The organism is Streptomyces sp. NPDC057099 (assembly GCF_042671245.1).
Classification (GTDB): Bacteria; Actinomycetota; Actinomycetes; order Streptomycetales; family Streptomycetaceae; genus Streptomyces; species Streptomyces purpurascens.
In genome coordinates, this window is sequence record NZ_JBHUTX010000004.1 from 218,897 (window position 1) to 235,392 (window position 16,496).

The 16,496-nt window shown below is 70.4% G+C and carries 16 protein-coding genes and 2 tRNA genes; 15 read left to right on the forward strand and 3 right to left on the reverse strand.

The window, feature by feature from the left end; all coding sequences use genetic code 11:
• Nucleotides 1–131 precede the first annotated feature (131 nt).
• Both ACFT4A_RS07755 and ACFT4A_RS07760 read left to right on the forward strand, forming a co-directional pair.
• A complete protein-coding gene (locus ACFT4A_RS07755; RefSeq protein WP_382826898.1) occupies nt 132–734 on the forward strand; it encodes a hypothetical protein in 603 nt (200 codons plus the stop codon).
• An 89-nt stretch (nt 735–823) separates the two neighbouring features.
• Nucleotides 824–1,894 (forward strand): hypothetical protein, encoded by a 1,071-nt coding sequence (locus ACFT4A_RS07760; RefSeq protein WP_382826899.1) that lies wholly within the window; start codon nt 824–826, stop codon nt 1,892–1,894.
• A 21-nt stretch (nt 1,895–1,915) separates the two neighbouring features.
• On the opposite strand, the gene ACFT4A_RS07765 is transcribed toward ACFT4A_RS07760, so the two are convergent.
• A complete protein-coding gene (locus ACFT4A_RS07765; protein WP_382826901.1) occupies nt 1,916–3,049 on the reverse strand; it encodes a M48 family metallopeptidase in 1,134 nt (377 codons plus the stop codon).
• Between the two features lie 123 nt (nt 3,050–3,172).
• Here ACFT4A_RS07765 and ACFT4A_RS07770 point away from each other — a divergent pair, with 123 nt between their 5' ends.
• The 10 genes from ACFT4A_RS07770 (at nt 3,173) to ACFT4A_RS07815 (ending at nt 8,331) form a co-directional block, all read left to right on the forward strand.
• Nucleotides 3,173–3,331, forward strand: coding sequence for a hypothetical protein (locus tag ACFT4A_RS07770; RefSeq protein WP_184592584.1), 159 nt, complete (start codon nt 3,173–3,175; stop codon nt 3,329–3,331).
• Between the two features lie 118 nt (nt 3,332–3,449).
• Nucleotides 3,450–3,614, forward strand: a complete 165-nt coding sequence (locus tag ACFT4A_RS07775) for a hypothetical protein (RefSeq protein ID WP_094057638.1) — start codon at nt 3,450–3,452, stop codon at nt 3,612–3,614.
• A gap of 85 nt (nt 3,615–3,699) precedes the next feature.
• The gene (gene nadD, locus ACFT4A_RS07780; RefSeq protein WP_382826903.1) at nt 3,700–4,464 is read left to right on the forward strand and encodes a nicotinate-nucleotide adenylyltransferase; all 765 of its coding nucleotides are present in this window, start codon (nt 3,700–3,702) and stop codon (nt 4,462–4,464) included.
• A 16-nt stretch (nt 4,465–4,480) separates the two neighbouring features.
• Nucleotides 4,481–6,175, forward strand: a complete 1,695-nt coding sequence (locus ACFT4A_RS07785) for a LytR C-terminal domain-containing protein (protein ID WP_382826905.1) — start codon at nt 4,481–4,483, stop codon at nt 6,173–6,175.
• 112 nt (nt 6,176–6,287) lie between these two features.
• On the forward strand, nt 6,288–6,734 hold the full coding sequence (gene rsfS / locus ACFT4A_RS07790) for a ribosome silencing factor (RefSeq protein WP_382826907.1): 447 nt from the start codon (nt 6,288–6,290) through the stop codon (nt 6,732–6,734).
• On the forward strand, nt 6,725–7,396 hold the full coding sequence (locus ACFT4A_RS07795) for a histidine phosphatase family protein (RefSeq protein ID WP_382827165.1): 672 nt from the start codon (nt 6,725–6,727) through the stop codon (nt 7,394–7,396). The genes rsfS and ACFT4A_RS07795 overlap by 10 nt, the downstream gene beginning before the upstream one ends.
• A 75-nt stretch (nt 7,397–7,471) precedes the next feature.
• Nucleotides 7,472–7,544, forward strand: a tRNA-Ala gene (locus ACFT4A_RS07800).
• 200 nt (nt 7,545–7,744) lie between these two features.
• Nucleotides 7,745–7,918 carry an IS1 family transposase gene (locus ACFT4A_RS07805; protein ID WP_184592574.1) on the forward strand — a complete coding sequence of 58 codons (174 nt, stop codon included), beginning with the start codon at nt 7,745–7,747 and terminating at the stop codon, nt 7,916–7,918.
• Between the two features lie 3 nt (nt 7,919–7,921).
• Nucleotides 7,922–8,155 (forward strand): hypothetical protein, encoded by a 234-nt coding sequence (locus ACFT4A_RS07810; protein ID WP_006136074.1) that lies wholly within the window; start codon nt 7,922–7,924, stop codon nt 8,153–8,155.
• Nucleotides 8,156–8,258: 103 nt separating this feature from the next.
• Nucleotides 8,259–8,331 (forward strand) — tRNA-Ala (locus ACFT4A_RS07815).
• Nucleotides 8,332–8,451: 120 nt separating this feature from the next.
• Here ACFT4A_RS07815 and ACFT4A_RS07820 read toward each other — a convergent pair.
• Together ACFT4A_RS07820 and ACFT4A_RS07825 are read right to left on the reverse strand one after the other, a co-directional pair.
• Nucleotides 8,452–10,068 (reverse strand): NADH-ubiquinone oxidoreductase-F iron-sulfur binding region domain-containing protein, encoded by a 1,617-nt coding sequence (locus tag ACFT4A_RS07820; RefSeq protein ID WP_382826909.1) that lies wholly within the window; start codon nt 10,066–10,068, stop codon nt 8,452–8,454.
• Nucleotides 10,065–11,330: a cytochrome b/b6 domain-containing protein gene (locus tag ACFT4A_RS07825; protein ID WP_382826911.1), complete on the reverse strand. Its 1,266-nt coding sequence runs from the start codon at nt 11,328–11,330 to the stop codon at nt 10,065–10,067. The genes ACFT4A_RS07820 and ACFT4A_RS07825 overlap by 4 nt, the downstream gene beginning before the upstream one ends.
• A gap of 465 nt (nt 11,331–11,795) precedes the next feature.
• Here ACFT4A_RS07825 and leuS point away from each other — a divergent pair, with 465 nt between their 5' ends.
• The 3 genes from leuS to ACFT4A_RS07840 all read left to right on the forward strand — a co-directional run bounded on the left by leuS (nt 11,796) and on the right by ACFT4A_RS07840 (nt 16,486).
• Nucleotides 11,796–14,675: a leucine--tRNA ligase gene (leuS, locus tag ACFT4A_RS07830; protein WP_382826913.1), complete on the forward strand. Its 2,880-nt coding sequence runs from the start codon at nt 11,796–11,798 to the stop codon at nt 14,673–14,675.
• Between the two features lie 158 nt (nt 14,676–14,833).
• Nucleotides 14,834–15,568, forward strand: a complete 735-nt coding sequence (locus ACFT4A_RS07835) for a hypothetical protein (protein WP_382826915.1) — start codon at nt 14,834–14,836, stop codon at nt 15,566–15,568.
• 72 nt (nt 15,569–15,640) lie between these two features.
• Nucleotides 15,641–16,486 carry a DegV family protein gene (locus ACFT4A_RS07840; protein ID WP_382826916.1) on the forward strand — a complete coding sequence of 282 codons (846 nt, stop codon included), beginning with the start codon at nt 15,641–15,643 and terminating at the stop codon, nt 16,484–16,486.
• Nucleotides 16,487–16,496 lie beyond the last annotated feature (10 nt).

Consider the following 16,496-nt stretch of genomic DNA (forward strand, 5'->3'; position numbering starts at 1 on the left):
GCGCCTGCCGCGTGAGTATGGGAAGCGGCGCATATGCGTGCGGCAGGGGCGGACCGGCCGGGCGCGCGCCGTAGGGAGCCCCGTGAACGCCGTCTCAAACGGCGGATGAATTTCCATACCGTCTGCCCAAATTGACCCCCCAGGTCTACTCTGGATTCGTGCCGGAGGACGTGGGGGGCACGCCGTTTCCGGACGGCTGGGAGCCCGACGACGACCACGACCGCGGGGTGTCGGACGAAGAGTTCGCCTCCGTGGTCTTCGACGAGGCCTTCGTCAGCGCCGCCGTGGTGCACGAGCCGACCGCCGTGGAGCGCCTCCTTGCCGCCGCACAGGCGAGAGCCGAGGCCTCCGAAGCGGAGGCGCGCCGCGCCCACTCCAGAGGCGAGCGCTACGACGACGGGTACGGCTCCGAGGGCCATGGCGATTTCGGCCATGATCCCGACCTCGACGAGCTGGACGACCCCGACATCCTCGAGGACGAGTACGGCGGCACGGGTCCGTACGGCAAGCAGGTCCGCTGGCACCGCCCCGTGGCCTGGGTGCTCGCCCTCGTGATGGGCATCGGCATGGTCGCGCTGGCCTTCACGGCGGTCTACCGGGGCGCGTCCTCGAACCGCCAGGAGCCCCTGCCGGCACCCACCTCGACCGGGCTGGAACAGAGCGGTGGCGCGACCCCCTCCGCGTCCGCCGACTACACCGGGCCCGCCGTCTCGGTGATCCCGCGCACCCCCTGACCGGAACCCGCCTGTCCTGGTGAGAACCTGTCAGAACTTGTCATGGAGCGGGGCGTTTACCTGACCTTCCGGCGACCTACCCTGAAGATATGGGCGGGCCTGGCGACCCACCTGAGGGGCCCCACGAGGGCGCTCCCGGAGGTGGAGAGGACGAGTATCGATCCGTCGTCTTCGACGAATCGTTCATTCGTGCTGCCCGCCTCCAGGAATTCTCCGCCCAGGAACGCATCGCCGACCACGCGCCCGCCGTGCGGCGCCGCCCGCCCCTGCGCCGGGGCCTGTCCCGGCAGGCACTGGTCCTGGTCCTGCTGATCGCCGTCGCCTTCGGCACCGCGATCTACATGGGGGTACGGCACCCCTACCAGACCCCCGCCGCACAGGAGCCCGCCGAGCCCCTGCGGATGACCGTCATCCCGCTCGCCCCCGAGGGCAAGGTGCCCGGCACGGCCGACCCGGCGTATCTGTACGAGCACAGCCCCGCCGCACAGTTCAAGAGCGGCGCGGAGGGCGTCCCGCTGCCCGCCTCGCGGCGCACCGCGCACTTCTCGGACAGCCAGGTGGTGTCAGCCCTGTCCACCGCCAAGGACTACATCGTCCGCTCCGCCCTCGACCCGGACGTGCTCACGGGCGGTGAGGTCCGCGCGGTCCGCGTCCTGCTCGACCCCGATCAACTGGGTCAGTTCGACCAGAGCCTCTCCCGCCCCACCGCGGACGGACGCCACGCGCCCACCGGCTGGCTGGTCCGCTTCGACCCCACCCGCGCGGAGCTGGCCGACCGCAAGGTGCGGGTCCAGGGCACGCTGCAGGCGGCCGAGGCCGACTCGTCCACGCTCGAGGTCACCGCCGACCACACGTTCGTGTACGCGCTGCGGCCGGCCGGGGCCGACGGCAAGGACGAGGTGTCCCTGTTCACCGTCCGGCGCGAGCTGCACTTCCGCTTCGACCGCGACGACCTGCGCCTGCACCAGGGCCAGCTCGTCGTCTCCTACGTCCAGGCCGGACCGCTCTCCTGCGCCGAGGACTCCACGAACCACCTCCGCCCCCTCCTGGCCGGCCAGACGGCCAAGGAAGGCGGCCCGGCCGGCACGGACCCCTATGCCACGGGCAGTGCGACGGCCCTGTGCGGGTCCTTGGCGACGAGCGCGCAGCCGAAGGTGTGAGACGGGGGCTGCCCGGGCGTCTCAGCCCTTGTCGCGCGGCGGCTGGTCGTCCCCCGGGGAGTCCGACGTACCCGGCCCCCGCGGTCCCTGTGGGTCCTGCGGCGCCTCGGGAGCCGAGTTCGTGAAGCCGCCGAAGCCTCGGCGGACCCGGTCGCCCAGGTCACCGGCGCCGCCGGCGAGGTCCGTGACCAGCTTCATCAGCGGGTCCTTGGAGCTCTTCACATGGCTCGTGTAGTGGTTCGCCGAGTCCCGCCAGGAGTCCCTGACCGAGGTGTCCTTGTCCTCGTCGCGCCGGGGGTAGTGGCCGTCCATGATCCGCTGGTAGTCCCGCGACTCGGCCCACTTCTTCAGCTCGGCCGCGCGCACGGTGGTGAAGGGGTGGGAGCGGGGCAGCACGTTCAGGATCTTCAGCACGGAGTCCCGCAGGTCGCCCCCGGCCTCGTACTCCTCGGCCTGGGCGAGGAACGCGTCCACGTTCATCTCGTGCAGATGGTTGCCGCCCGCGATCTTCATCAGGCCCCGCATGGAGGCCGTCAGGTCCTGCCCGACCAGCAGCCCCGCCCGGTCCGCCGACAGCTCCGACTTGCGGAACCACTCCCGCAGCCCGGTCACGATCGCCATGATCGCGAGATTGCCCAGCGGGATCCAGGCGACCCGGACGGCGAGGCTGGTCAGGAACAGCAGGATCGTCCGGTAGACCGAGTGGCCGGACAGCGCGTGCCCCACCTCGTGCCCGACGACCGCCCGCATCTCCTCCTCGTCGAGCAGTTCGACGAGCCCGGTCGTGACGACGATGATCGGCTCGTCCAGGCCGATGCACATCGCGTTCGGCGTCGGGTCCTGGTTCACGTACATCGGCGGGACCTTCTCCAGGTCCAGGATGTAGCAGGCGTCCCGCAGCATCACGTTCAGATGGGTGAACTGCTGGTCCGAGACGCGTACCGAGTCGGACAGGAACAGCAGCCGGAGACTGCGCTCGGGCAGCAGGCCGCTGAGCGCCTTGAACACCGTGTCGAAACCGCTCAGCTTGCGCAGCGCCACCAGGGCGGAGCGGTCGGCCGGATGCTCGTACGTACGCGAGGAGATTCCGGGGAAGCGCCTGCGCTGCCTGCTGGGCACGTGCTCGTGCCCGCTGTGCTCGTGGCCGTCGGACATGTCTTCCCCCATGCGTCTGTGTGACCTTTGCGGCCCCTTGTGCGGCCTTTTGCTTCCCCGAGGCAGAGCCCAGCCTAGGCGGAGTTACGGTGGTCGGGCAGTACAGCGAAGGGAACCACCGTCATGGAGCACCACCCCGCGTCAGCCTGGCTCGCCGAGGCCGCGAGCGCCGCCGAACGGCAGGGACCGGGGATGCTCCGGATCGTCCTCATCGTGATGATCCTGGGCTGTGCGCTGACCGCGTGGTTCCTGCTGCGTGGCTACAGACGGAAGGACGACTGAGGCAGGGGGAAGGTTCCCCGTCACCGACATGCGGAGTCGGGGTGATCGCGCTCGGGGCGCCCGCTTACGATGAGCCGACGTCTTTTATGCCGCCCACACGCGATAGGTCCTGCCGAAGATGAGCTTCCACAGCACCGCTGCCCAGTTGGTCACCCTCGCCGCCGAGGGCGAGGAGCACGGCGGAAACCACGAGAGCCTCAGCCCCTACCTCACCGGTGGCGCAGCCCTCTTCATCCTGCTGCTCCTGCTGTGGATCACCACCCGCTTCAACCGCGACCGCTGAACCCGGCAGGGTGCCCCGCGCAGGGCATCCAGGAGAGCACGGGGGCGGCCGGAGCCCTCAGGCAGGGCCGGTAGGGTCTGCACGCATGGGAGAGCAGGACATGCCTACCGGTCCGGCGAACGAGACGCCGCACGAACCGGCACAGGACACGGCGAGCGGCACCGAGCGACACTCGGAGCCCCGCCGTGCCGCCACGGAGCCCCGCCAGGCCGCCTCGGAGCCCTCCGGCGCCGACGGCCCCGGATCCGGCCCGTCGCGGCCGGGCAAGCGCCGCCTCGGCGTCATGGGCGGCACCTTCGACCCGATCCACCACGGGCACCTGGTCGCGGCCAGCGAGGTCGCCGCGGCGTTCCACCTCGACGAGGTGGTCTTCGTCCCGACCGGCCAGCCCTGGCAGAAGAGCCACCGCAGCGTCTCCCCGGCCGAGGACCGCTATCTGATGACGGTCATCGCGACCGCCGAGAACCCGCAGTTCTCCGTGAGCCGCATCGACATCGACCGCGGCGGTGCCACCTACACCGTGGACACCCTGCGCGACCTGCGCGCGCTCAACCCGGACACGGACCTCTTCTTCATCACCGGCGCCGACGCGCTCGCCCAGATCCTCACCTGGCGGGACAGCGAGGAGCTGATCTCCCTCGCGCACTTCATCGGGGTCACCCGGCCGGGCCACCACCTGAACGACCCCGGACTCCCGGAGGGCGGCGTCTCCCTCGTCGAGGTCCCCGCCCTCGCCATCTCCTCCACCGACTGCCGAGCGAGAGTCGCCAAGGGCGACCCGATCTGGTATCTGGTGCCGGACGGAGTCGTGCGTTATATCGACAAGCGTGAGCTGTACCGCGGCGAGTGAGCCGAGAGGGGCACCGGTGAACGACCGATACGACCCGGGGGCCGCGGGATACGAGGCCGAGCAGTACGAACTCGTCGGGTACGACGAGTACGGCCGGCCTGTCTACCGCCCGGTCCCGGCACAGCAGACCCAGACCTACGACCCGTACGCCCAGCCGGGCCAGCAACAGCAGCAGGGCCAGCAGGGCCAGCAGCAGGGCTACGGCTACGACCCGTACGCGACGGCCGGGCAGCAGCCTGCGTCGTACGACTACGGGACCTACGGCTCCTACGACCCGTACGCCACCGGCACCCACCAGGGCGGCCCCGCGGCCCCCGACTCCCACGGCCAGAACGCGGCCGGCGCCGGTACGGACCGGCAGCCCCGCGTCGCCGAACAGACCGCGCACATCCCGCAGCAGGCGGGCCCGGCCGATGAGGAAGCCCCCGGCCGGCCGGAACCGGAGTACCACACCGAGCAGTTCGCCTTCGTCGAGGAGCCCGACGCCAACTCCGAAGACGTCATCGACTGGCTGAAGTTCACCGAGAACCGCACCGAGCGCCGCGAGGAGGCCAAGCGCCGCGCCCGCAGCCGGATCGTCGCCCTGGTCGTCGTCCTCGCGCTCGCCGCGGCCGGCGGCATCGGCTACCTCGGGTACGCGGGGAAGCTGCCCGGCCTGTCCTCCGACGACTCCACGACGGGCACCGCGACGGCGGCGGGCGCCCAGAAGCGCGACGTGATCGTCGTCCACCTGCACGACACCAACGGCGCCCCCACCTCCACCGCCCTCCTCGTCGACAACACCACCACCAAGCGGGGCACCACCGTCCTCGTGCCCAACTCCCTGGCTCTGACCAGTGACGACGGCACCACGACGACCCTCGCCAAGTCGGTCGAGGACGACGGCTCCGACGGCACCCGCGACGCGCTCGACTCGGCCCTCGGCACCGACATCCAGGGCACCTGGCGCCTGGACACCCCCTACCTGCAGAACCTCGTCGACCTCGTCGGCAACGTCGACGTCGACACCGACACAGACGTCCCCGACCCCGCCGCCAAGAAGAAGGGCACGGCCCCCCTGGTCAACCAGGGCAAGGACCAGACCCTCAGCGGCAAGATGGCCGTCGCCTACGCCACCTACCGCGCCCCCGGCGAGGCCCAGAACGCCCAGCTGGAGCGCTTCGGGCAGGTCATGCAGGGCGTCCTGCGCAAGGTGTCCTCCGATCCGCAAGCGGCCACGACCACGATCCAGACCCTGGCGCAGATCCTGGACCCGTCCCTGACCGACAAGGACCTCGGCACCTTCCTCGCCGGGCTCTCCGACCTCGCCAAGGGCGGCGACTTCAAGACGGACCTGCTGCCCGTCCAGACCGACGGCACGCTCAGCGCCCAGGCGAGCGCGGGCGTGGTCAGGAACGTCCTCGGCGGCACCGCCAAGAGCCCGGACAAGGACGCCGCCGTCAGCGTCTCCGTGCAGAACGCCACCGGTGTGAAGGACAACACGGAGAAGGCCCGGGTCGTGCTCCTCAACGGCGGCTTCACCTTCCTGGAGGGCGGCACGGCCGGCGCCGCGCAGGCCACGTCCGAGGTCGTCTACGCCGACGCCGGCGACAAGGCGAACGCCGCCGAGGTCGCCAAGACCCTGGGCCTGCCCGCGGGCTCGGTCGGCAAGGGCAAGATCTCCGCGAACGCCGACGTCGCCGTGGTCCTCGGCCAGGACTACAAGCCGTAGTCCGGCCGGCAGGCAGGGCTCCGCCCCCACGTGATCCCCGTAATCACGTGGGGGGCCCACGGCTGGCCGTGAGACCCTTGGTGGCAAGTGTCCGCCGATCGAAAGCCTTGTAGTGACCGCGACCGACCGCTCTCACGAGCTCATCATCACCGCCGCCCAGGCGGCCGCCGACAAGCTGGCGCACGACATCGTCGCCTACGACGTCAGTGACGTGCTGTCCATCACGGACGCCTTCCTGCTGGCCTCGGCACCCAACGACCGCCAGGTCAAGTCGATCGTCGACGAGATCGAGGAGCGGCTCCAGAAGGAGCTCGGCGTCAAGCCGGTGCGCCGCGAGGGCGACCGCGAAGCCCGCTGGGTCCTGCTCGACTACGTCGACATCGTCGTCCACGTCCAGCACAGCGAGGAGCGCGTCTTCTACGCCCTGGAGCGGCTCTGGAAGGACTGCCCCGAGCTCGACCTGCCCGAGGACGCCAAGGCCACCCGGGGCAAGGCCGAGGAGCACGCCAAGCTGCAGGCGGCCGAGGAGGCGGCGGAGCTGGACGGAGACTGGCGGTGAGTTCCTTCAGCGAGGCCGGCAGGCCGGGCCGGGGCCGCCGCGTCATCCTCTGGCGGCACGGCCAGACCCTGTGGAACGTGGAGCGCCGCTTCCAGGGCACCACGGACGTCGAGCTCACCGAGACCGGCGTCGCCCAGGCCCGCCGCGCCGCCCGGCTGCTGGCCTCCCTGAAGCCGGACACGATCGTCGCCTCCGATCTGAAGCGGGCCGCGAACACGGCCGCCGAACTCGCCGCGCTCACCGGCCTCGACGTGACCCACGACGAGGCCCTGCGCGAGACCTACGCGGGCGTCTGGCAGGGACTGACGCACGAGGAGATCATCGGCCGGTACGGCGACGAGTACGCCGCGTGGAAGCGCGGTGAGCCGGTGCGCCGCGGCGGAGGCGAACTGGAGACCGAGGTCGCCGACCGTGCCGCTCCGGTGGTGCTCCGGAACGCCGAGAAGCTCCCCGAGGGCGGCACGCTCGTCGTGGTCAGCCACGGCGGCACCATCCGCACCACCATCGGCCGCCTCCTCGGCCTCGACCCCCGCGACTGGGAGAGCCTCGGCGGGCTCTCCAACTGCTGCTGGTCCGTCCTCGGCGAAGGCGCCCGTGGCTGGCGCCTGCTGGAGCACAACGCCGGCACCCTGCCCGAACCGGTGCTCGGTGACGACGACTGACCTCGGATTTCACTTTCCGGCAGGTCGCAGGCTAAAGTTCTTCTTGTTCGCCCCGCCAGCGGGGAAGGAACATGAGGGGCTATAGCTCAGTTGGTAGAGCGCCTGCATGGCATGCAGGAGGTCAGGAGTTCAATTCTCCTTAGCTCCACGTCTAGATCCCGTTCCCGTCCTGGGGGCGGGATTTTTCGTGCCCGGGGTTGAGTCACTCGGGCCTGCTGAGGCGTATACCTCTACGGCCACGACGCATGCCGTGTCCGGACTGGTGCTGAGGCGTCGCTGACCGTATTGGTCCGGCCGTGGCAGAATCAAACGGCCGGAAGGGAGCGCGGCCCGACGGGAGGAGTAGCGATGCCTGCGAGCATCCTCGAGGAGGTCGACCACCTCCTCGGAGCAGCGTTGATACGGCAGATGTCCACCCGCCTCAGCTGCCCTTCCTGCGGATCCGGGCATGTGGCCCAGATGCTCGGCGACAACGGCGGGATCTCCTACGTGTGCACGGCCTGCGGCCACAGCTGGAGCTGATCGATGGGTGCACACAGGCGAAAGTGCGACTGGTGCGGCAGCGGGACTCCGATCGTCCGTGACATGGAACCGATCAATCCCGACTACCAGTACTGGTGTGAGGAGTGCGCGCGGGCGCTGATCATAAAAGGCGACCCGATCGAGACGTACCGCGAGCTGGAGGGCGAGCCGATCTACGGCCGGCTTCTGGAGGAGCACTGCACGCTCAAGCGGTTCTATTCGTTCGTCACGGCCTGAGATCCGTCAAAACGGTCATTTCAGGCAAGGCGAAACCGATTTGGTGTTGGGCCCGATGGCCCAGTAATGTTGGCGTCGCCGCCGGGGAAACCCGGGGACGCGAGGGGCTATAGCTCAGTTGGTAGAGCGCCTGCATGGCATGCAGGAGGTCAGGAGTTCAATTCTCCTTAGCTCCACAGAAGATGAGAAGGCGGGCCATCCGATCGGATGGCCCGCCTTCTTGTTGTGCGCCCGCCTTCTTGTGGTGTGTATGAGTACGGCGGGCTCCCCCGGAGGGAAGCCCGCCGTATGTCTGCTCAGCGGCCGAGAGCGCGCCGTCCGCGGCCCTGGGAGAGGACCGGGAGGTTGCGGGACGACGGCGCGCCCTGGGAGCGCGTGTCCTCCTCCAGGCGCAGGGCCAGCGCCGGGCAGCGGCGTACCGCGCGCAGCGCCTTGGCCTCGGCGTACCGCGGCACCTGGGCCTGCGCGACGGTGGGGAAGCCGTCGGCGCCGAGCTGGAACACCTCGGGGAGGATGTCCGCGCACAGGCCGTGGCCCCGGCACAGTGTCCAGTCGACGTAGATCTTCTGGCGGCTGGGGCCGTTCTCCTCGGACTCGCCGCCGCCCGGGATGCCCGTGGGGGCCCTGCCGCCCTCGAAGAGCGGCAGAACGCCCTCCACGGGCCTGCCGCAGCCGTTGCCGAGGACATGGGCGGCCAGGTCGTCCGTGAACGCCTTGATCGTCGACTCGAGGAACATCGCCGAGCCGTCCGGGTGCGAGCACGCGCCGCGCCGCTTCACGTTCCTGGCGACCTGCTTGACCGCCTCCAGGGCGGCAGGGCCGCCGCCGTTGAGGATGTCCTCCAGGCCGCGTGCGGCGGCCGGCAGACCGAGGTAGCAGGGGCCGCACTGGCCCGCGCTCTCCTCGGCCAGCCACTGGGCGACCCGCAGCGACTCGCCCAGCGGGCAGGTGTCCTGGGTGATCGGCAGGATCGCTCCGGCGCCGAGCGCGCCGCCCACCGCGTCCAGGGAGTTGCGGGAGACGATCGCCTCGTTGACCGTCGCCGCGTCGATCCACTTGCCGTGGTAGCCGCCGGTGAGCACGCCCTGCGGCACCGGCGGCGCGCCGGCGAGCTGCAGGACGTAGCGCAGCGGCACGCCCGTCGGGACCTCGATCACCATGGGGCGGGCCACCGCCCCGGAGACCGTGAGCATGACGGTGCCCGGCTCGTCGTACAGGCCGGTGTTGCCGTAACGCTCCGGGCCGATGCGGGCGGCGATGGCCAGCTGGGCGAAGGTCTCGGCGTTGGAGAGCAGCGTGGGGGCGCCGCCGACGCCGTTCTGCGAGGCGCTGACCTTGCGGCCCGGCGGGACGGCCGGGCCGCCGTCGATCGAACGGATCAGCGACGCGGCGGCGCCGGTGACCATGCGGACCGGGTTGCGCTGCACACGCGCGCGCAGTGCCGACCGGCGGCCGTTGTTGAGACCGCGTTCGGCGAGCGCGGCCTCCATGGAGCGCTGTGTCGACTCACGGGTGACCCCCACCACGAGCGTGCGGGCACCCAGAGCCTCGGCGCACAGCAGCGCGCCGTCCAGGATCAGATGCGGGGCACGGTTGATCAACACCGTGTCCTTGCGGCAGGCAGGCTCGTCCTCGCTTCCGTTGACGACGACGACCGGCCGGATGCCGCGCTTGATCGCCGATTCGGCGACCGAGCGCAGCTTCTTGTGGAAGGGGAAGCCCGCGCCGCCGCGGCCCTTCAGGTTGATGCGTTCGGCGAGTTGCGCGAGCTGCTCGCCGCCCATCGGCTCGAGCGGCCCGTGCACCTTGAGATGCATGGGCAGATCGAGCCGATCGACAAGGTCGAAGCCCGACGTGAGCTGAGGAAGTCCGACGACGCGGACTTCGGGTACGTCGGGCAGAGCCTCGTTCACTTAAAGCCTCCGGAAGGCGTGTTCCAAGGTTCGCCCGATCCCGGTGCGTCGAAGTCGTAGGACGCACCGGGCGATGTTTCAGTGGCGGGACCGCTGTTGTACGTGTCGTTCGGGTAGTACGTGCCGAAGGCGGCGTTCGACTCACCCGTGTCGTACACGTCACTCGATCCATAGCCGGAGGCGCCTGGATTGCCATAGGCCGGAATGCTTTGTCCGGTGTCCTGCATGGGGTCGTAGGGCGGGATGTTGAAGCCCGTGTCCTGGAGGGGATCGTAGGCCGACGGCGGGGCCTCGCCGACCGGGGGCGGGGACGGGATCGGCCAGTTGCCCGAGGTGCTGGAGGGGCCGTCCACGAGCGGAAGGCTCTCGGTGGGCTGCATGTCCAGCGGCAGCTCCATGCGATTGCTCGGCCCCGGCGCGAAGGCCTGCTGGCCCGTGGGAGGGCCGGAGACCGCCCGGTAGGCGGCCGCGAATCCGTTGGCGGGCTCCCTGGCCGCGGGGCGTTCCGCCTTCTCGTACAGCGGCCCCGACGGGGATGCCGCGGGCCTGCGGGGCGCGTCCCGGTTCTCGTAGCCGGGCAGCGTGGAGCCGCCGGTCGCCCGGGCGCGGCTCTCCTCCAGGTCCCTGCGGGCCGAGGACTCGCCGGGGCCTATGAGGTCGGCGAACTTGTCGGCGATCTTTCGCTTGACCGGGCGCGGAGCGGCGCGCAGGGCGAGGGCCGCGGCCACTCCGGCCAGGGACAGGCCGTACAGGATGATGAAGATCGGCTTGGCCGCGCGACCCGCGTAGAGCCCGTGGACCAGGGCGGCGCACCAGGCCGGGTAGGCCAGCATGTGCATGGCCCGCCAGCGGGCGGCGACGGGGGCGGGGGATGCGAAGCGGTTGCGCAGTACGCCGGTGACGGCCACGAAGATCATGAGCATGCTGGCCAGGGTGCCGAGGCCGATGAGGAACGCCCTGCCCGTGACGGCCTCTTCACCGGTCAAGAGCAGCCCGAAGGGGATCACCGCGGCGACCCACGAGGTGTGCTCCAGCGCCAGCTTCACCCCGATGTGGACCAGGAGGAAGACGATCGAGGCGACCGCCGTGGTCCGGTGCACGGCCTGCGCCAGGATGCGCCTGCGCGTGTCGAGGAGGACCCGGTCCTGGGCGACGAGTCCCCAGATCACCGAGCAGGACAGGCACACGAGGGACAGCACGCCGGCGCCGAAGTTGAGGAACTCGGCGAACGAGTCGTCCGCCGTGGAGTCGTAGGGGTTCACGGCCGGCCTCCCCACATCCCGGCGGCCGGGGGTAGCGAGGTGTTACTGCGATGAGGGTTCATGGGGGCAACTCCGAGCGGTTCGGGAAAGCGGTCCCGCTGCCGCACTCTAAGCGGAGCCATACCGATGGGTACGAGGTTTGAGTTATTGCGTTGTTATCAAAGGACAATATGGATGTTGTGATGTCCCTTAGTGACTATTACGCGAAGTAACCTTTGACCCTGGTTCAGCTTTTCGGGTACCGAACGGCCGTCCAGAAGCGCGTCGCGGCGCGCTGGGGGCCTGCGGTACCCTAACGCCATGCGTGCCGTACGCCTTCTGCTTAGCGGGCCGCGCTGATCAGTCCCGGCCACCGGACGAGTCGAGTGGCCGGAATCGGCGCGGCGTCCCCTCCTGTGCGAGGGGATTTTTCGTTTCTCGAACCCACAGCCGCAGGCAGAGACGATCGATGGAGCTTTGAGGATCATGAGCGAGACGAACCCCGCTGCCGCCGCCGAGGTGGCGGCGCCGCACCGCTACACGGCCGCCATGGCAGCCGAGATCGAGGCACGCTGGCAGGACATCTGGGACGCCGACAACACCTACGGCGCGCCCAACCCGAAGGGTGACCTGGCGGGCGAGCGGGAGACCGTCGCCAAGCCCAAGAAGTTCATCATGGACATGTTCCCGTACCCCTCCGGCGCGGGCCTGCATGTCGGTCACCCCCTGGGCTACATCGCCACGGACGTGTTCGCCCGCTTCCAGCGGATGACCGGCCACAACGTCCTGCACACCCTGGGCTTCGACGCCTTCGGCCTGCCCGCCGAGCAGTACGCGGTGCAGACCGGCACGCACCCGCGCGTGTCCACCGAAGCCAACATGGAGAACATGAAGTCCCAGCTGCGCCGGCTGGGCCTGGGCCACGACAAGCGCCGGTCGTTCGCCACGATCGACCCGGACTACTACAAGTGGACCCAGTGGATCTTCCTGCAGATCTTCAACTCCTGGTACGACCACGAGGCCGGGCGGGCCCGCCCCATCGCCGAGCTGATCGAGCTGTTCGCCTCCGGTGAGCGGCCCGTTCCGGGACACACGCGCGCGTGGAGCGAGCTGAGCGCCGCCGAGCAGGCCGACGTCCTGGGTGAGTTCCGGCTGGCCTACGCCTCCGACGCGCCGGTCAACTGGTGCCCCGGGCTGGGCACCGTGCTGGCCAACGAGGAGGTCACCTCCGAGGGCCGCTCCGAGCGCGGCAACTTCCCGGTCTTCAAGTCCAAGCTGCGCCAGTGGAACATGCGCATCACCGCCTACGCCGACCGGCTGCTGGAGGACCTGGACGCGCTGGACTGGCCCGAGGCCATCAAGCTGCAGCAGCGCAACTGGATCGGCCGCTCCGAGGGCGCCCGGGTCGACTTCCCCGTCGACGGCGAGCGCATCACGGTCTTCACCACTCGCCCGGACACCCTGTTCGGCGCCACCTACATGGTGCTGGCCCCCGAGCACCCGCTGGTCGAGAAGTTCACCCCGGCCGCCTGGCCGGAGGGCACCCACGAGGTGTGGACCGGCGGCCACGCGACCCCCCGTGAGGCCGTCAGCGCCTACCGCGCGCAGGCCGCCTCGAAGTCCGACGTGGAGCGCCAGGCCGAGGCCAAGGACAAGACCGGCGTCTTCATCGGCGCGTACGCCACCAACCCGGTCAACGGCGAGCAGGTCCCGGTCTTCATCGCCGACTACGTGCTGATGGGCTACGGCACCGGCGCGATCATGGCCGTCCCGGCCGGAGACCAGCGCGACTTCGAGTTCGCGCGCGCCTTCGAGCTGCCGATCCACTGCATCGTCGAGCCCACCGACGGCCGTGGCACGGACACCTCGACCTGGGAGAACGCCTTCGGGTCGTACGACGCGAAGATCATCAACTCGTCGAACGACGAGATCAGCCTGGACGGCCTGGGCGTCGCCGAGGCCAAGGCGCGCATCACCGAGTGGCTGGAGCGGTCCGGCACCGGCGAGGGAACCGTCAACTTCCGGCTGCGCGACTGGCTGTTCAGCCGCCAGCGCTACTGGGGCGAGCCCTTCCCGATCGCCTACGACGAGGACGGCATCGCCCACGCGCTGCCCGAGTCGATGCTGCCCCTGGAACTGCCCGAGGTCGAGGACTACTCGCCCCGCACGTTCGACCCGGACGACGCCGACACCCAGCCCGAGACGCCGCTGTCCCGCAACGAGGACTGGGTCAACGTCACGCTGGACCTGGGCGACGGCCGCGGCCCGCGCACGTTCCGCCGCGAGACCAACACCATGCCCAACTGGGCCGGTTCCTGCTGGTACGAGCTGCGCTACCTGGACCCGCACAACTCCGAGAAGCTGGTCGACCCCGAGATCGAGCAGTACTGGATGGGCCCGCGCGAGGGCCAGCCGCACGGCGGTGTCGACCTGTACGTCGGCGGCGCCGAGCACGCCGTGCTGCACCTGCTGTACGCGCGCTTCTGGTCCAAGGTGCTGTACGACCTGGGGCACGTCTCCTCGGCCGAGCCGTTCCACAAGCTGTACAACCAGGGCATGATCCAGGCCTACGTCTACCGCGACAGCCGTGGCATCGCGGTGCCGGCCGCCGAGGTGGAGGAGCGCGACGGCGCGTACTACTACCAGGGCGAGAAGGTCACCCGTCTGCTGGGCAAGATGGGCAAGTCGCTGAAGAACGCGGTCACTCCGGACGAGATCTGCTCCGAGTACGGAGCCGACACGCTGCGCCTGTACGAGATGGCGATGGGCCCCCTGGACGTCTCCCGGCCGTGGGACACGCGCGCGGTGGTGGGCCAGTTCCGGCTGCTGCAGCGGCTGTGGCGCAACATCGTCGACGAGGCGACCGGCGAGGTGACCGTCGTCGACGCGGAGCCGGACGAGGAGACGCTGCGCGCCCTGCACAAGGCGATCGACGGGGTGCGCGGTGACCTGGAGGGCATGCGGTTCAACACCGCCATCGCCAAGGTCACCGAGCTGAACAACCACCTGACCAAGGCGGGCGGCGCCGTCTCGCGTCCGGTCGCCGAGGCCCTGGTGCTGATGGTCGCGCCGCTGGCCCCGCACGTCGCCGAGGAGCTGTGGCGCAGGCTGGGGCACACGGACTCGGTGGTGCACCACGACTTCCCGGTGGCCGACCCGCAGTACGTGGTCGACGAGACCGTGACGTGCGTCGTGCAGATCAAGGGCAAGGTCAAGGCGCGGCTGGAGGTCTCGCCGGCCATCTCCGACGACGAGCTGGAGAAGGTCGCCCTGGCGGACGAGAAGGTCGTCGCCGCGCTGGGCGGGGCCGGGATCCGGAAGGTGATCGTGCGGGCACCGAAGCTGGTGAACATCGTTCCGGCGTAGGCGCGGGGGCTGGGGACCGCTTTCGGGGTGACCCCTAGTGGTCCTGTGATGGTCCTCTACGGGCAGGTTCGGGGTTCTTCCGGAACTCCGGACCTGCCTGTTGCGTTTACCGTTGAAGAGCGACGTGAGGTGTGCCGCGATGCCCTGAGGAGGAGCCGGTGGAAGCAGTGATCGCAGTATTCGCCCTGCTTTTCGTGCTCTTTCTCGGGCTCGGCGTCTACGCGACCGTGAAGGTGGTCGGTGCCGCCAAGCGCGGTGTGGACCGCGGCCTCACCCAGGCCCGCCGCACCGTCGAGGACCACACCCTGCGGGCCAAGTCCTTCGCCCAGCCCGGCGCCGCGGGAGAGATCGCCCAGCTGCGACTGAAACTGCGCACCTCGATGCGCGCCACCCAGGACGCGCTGAACGCGGCCGTCGCCGAGGACGAGTCCCTGAAGGAGTCCATCGGCCTCTTCCAACGGCTCAGTGCGCACGGCCACGAGCTGGACGACGAGCTGAAGCGCCTGGAGACCGAGCCGGACCGCGGCGCGCTGACCCAGCGGCTGCCCGGGCTGCGCGAGCGCACCGAACGCATCACGCAGTCCGCGGACGCACTGCGCTGGGCGGCCCGCGACCGGGCCCGCCGCTTCGCCGAGGACGACCTCGACACGCTCAGCGCCCAGATCGACGTGGAGGCCGGGGCGCTGCGGCACTGGACGACGCCGGAGCCCGAGCCCGCCTCCCGGCCGTGGCCCGAAGCGCCCGCCGCCGATGCCACCACAGCCGGGCAGACCTGGCCGGAAGCGCCGCAGCCGAGCCCTGAGCAGGAGCCCGCAAGGCCCGCCATCACCCCGCCGGGACCGCGCCCCACCTACTCCTGGCAGAAGAAGGCCCGCCCCGAGAGCACCACTTGATCCGGCCACGCGCGCCGCGAGGCACAGGGGCCGGGCTGCCGCACGGGCACTACGGCAGGTAACCTCCAGCTCATGTCCCGCCATGTCGCGATCGTCACCGATTCAACGGCCTACCTGCCGGCCCGGACGATGGAGCGCCACGGCATCACAGCGGTACCCCTGACGGTGGTCCTCGGTGACCGGGCGCTCGAAGAGGGCACCGAGATCTCGACCCGTGCTCTCGCACAGGCTTTGCAGAAGCGGCGTCCCGTGACGACCTCGCGGCCCAGCCCCGCCGTCTTCGAGGAGACGTACCGCAAGGTCGCCGAGTCCGGCGCCACCGGCATCGTCTCCCTCCACCTCTCCGCCGAACTCTCCGGCACCTATGACGCGGCCGTCGTGGCCGCGCGCCAGGCGCCGGTGCCCGTGCGGGTGGTGGACACCGGCATGATCGCGATGGCGCTCGGGTTCTGCGCGCTCGCCGCGGCGGAGACCGCGGAGTCGGGCGGAACGGTGGACGAGGCCGTCACGGCAGCGGAGAAGAGGGCCGCGGGCACGTCCGCCTACTTCTACGTCGACACCCTCGACTACCTGCGCCGCGGCGGTCGTATCGGCGCCGCCCAGGCCCTGCTGGGCTCGGCGCTCGCGGTGAAGCCGCTGCTGCAACTGGCCGACGGCCGCATCGAACCGCTGGAGAAGGTGCGGACCGCGTCCAAGGCGATCGCCCGCCTCGAGGAGATCGCGGCCGACCGGGCGGGCGGCGCGCAGGTCGATGTCGCCGTCCACCATCTCGCCGCCCCGGACCGGGCGTCGGCCCTCGCCGACCGGCTGCGGACGCGGTTGACCGGGCTGGCCGATCTGCATGTCAGCGAGGTCGGCGCGGTGATCGGGGCGCATACGGGGCCCGGGCTGCTGGGAGTTGTGGTTTCGCCGCGGTGAACGTTGCTGC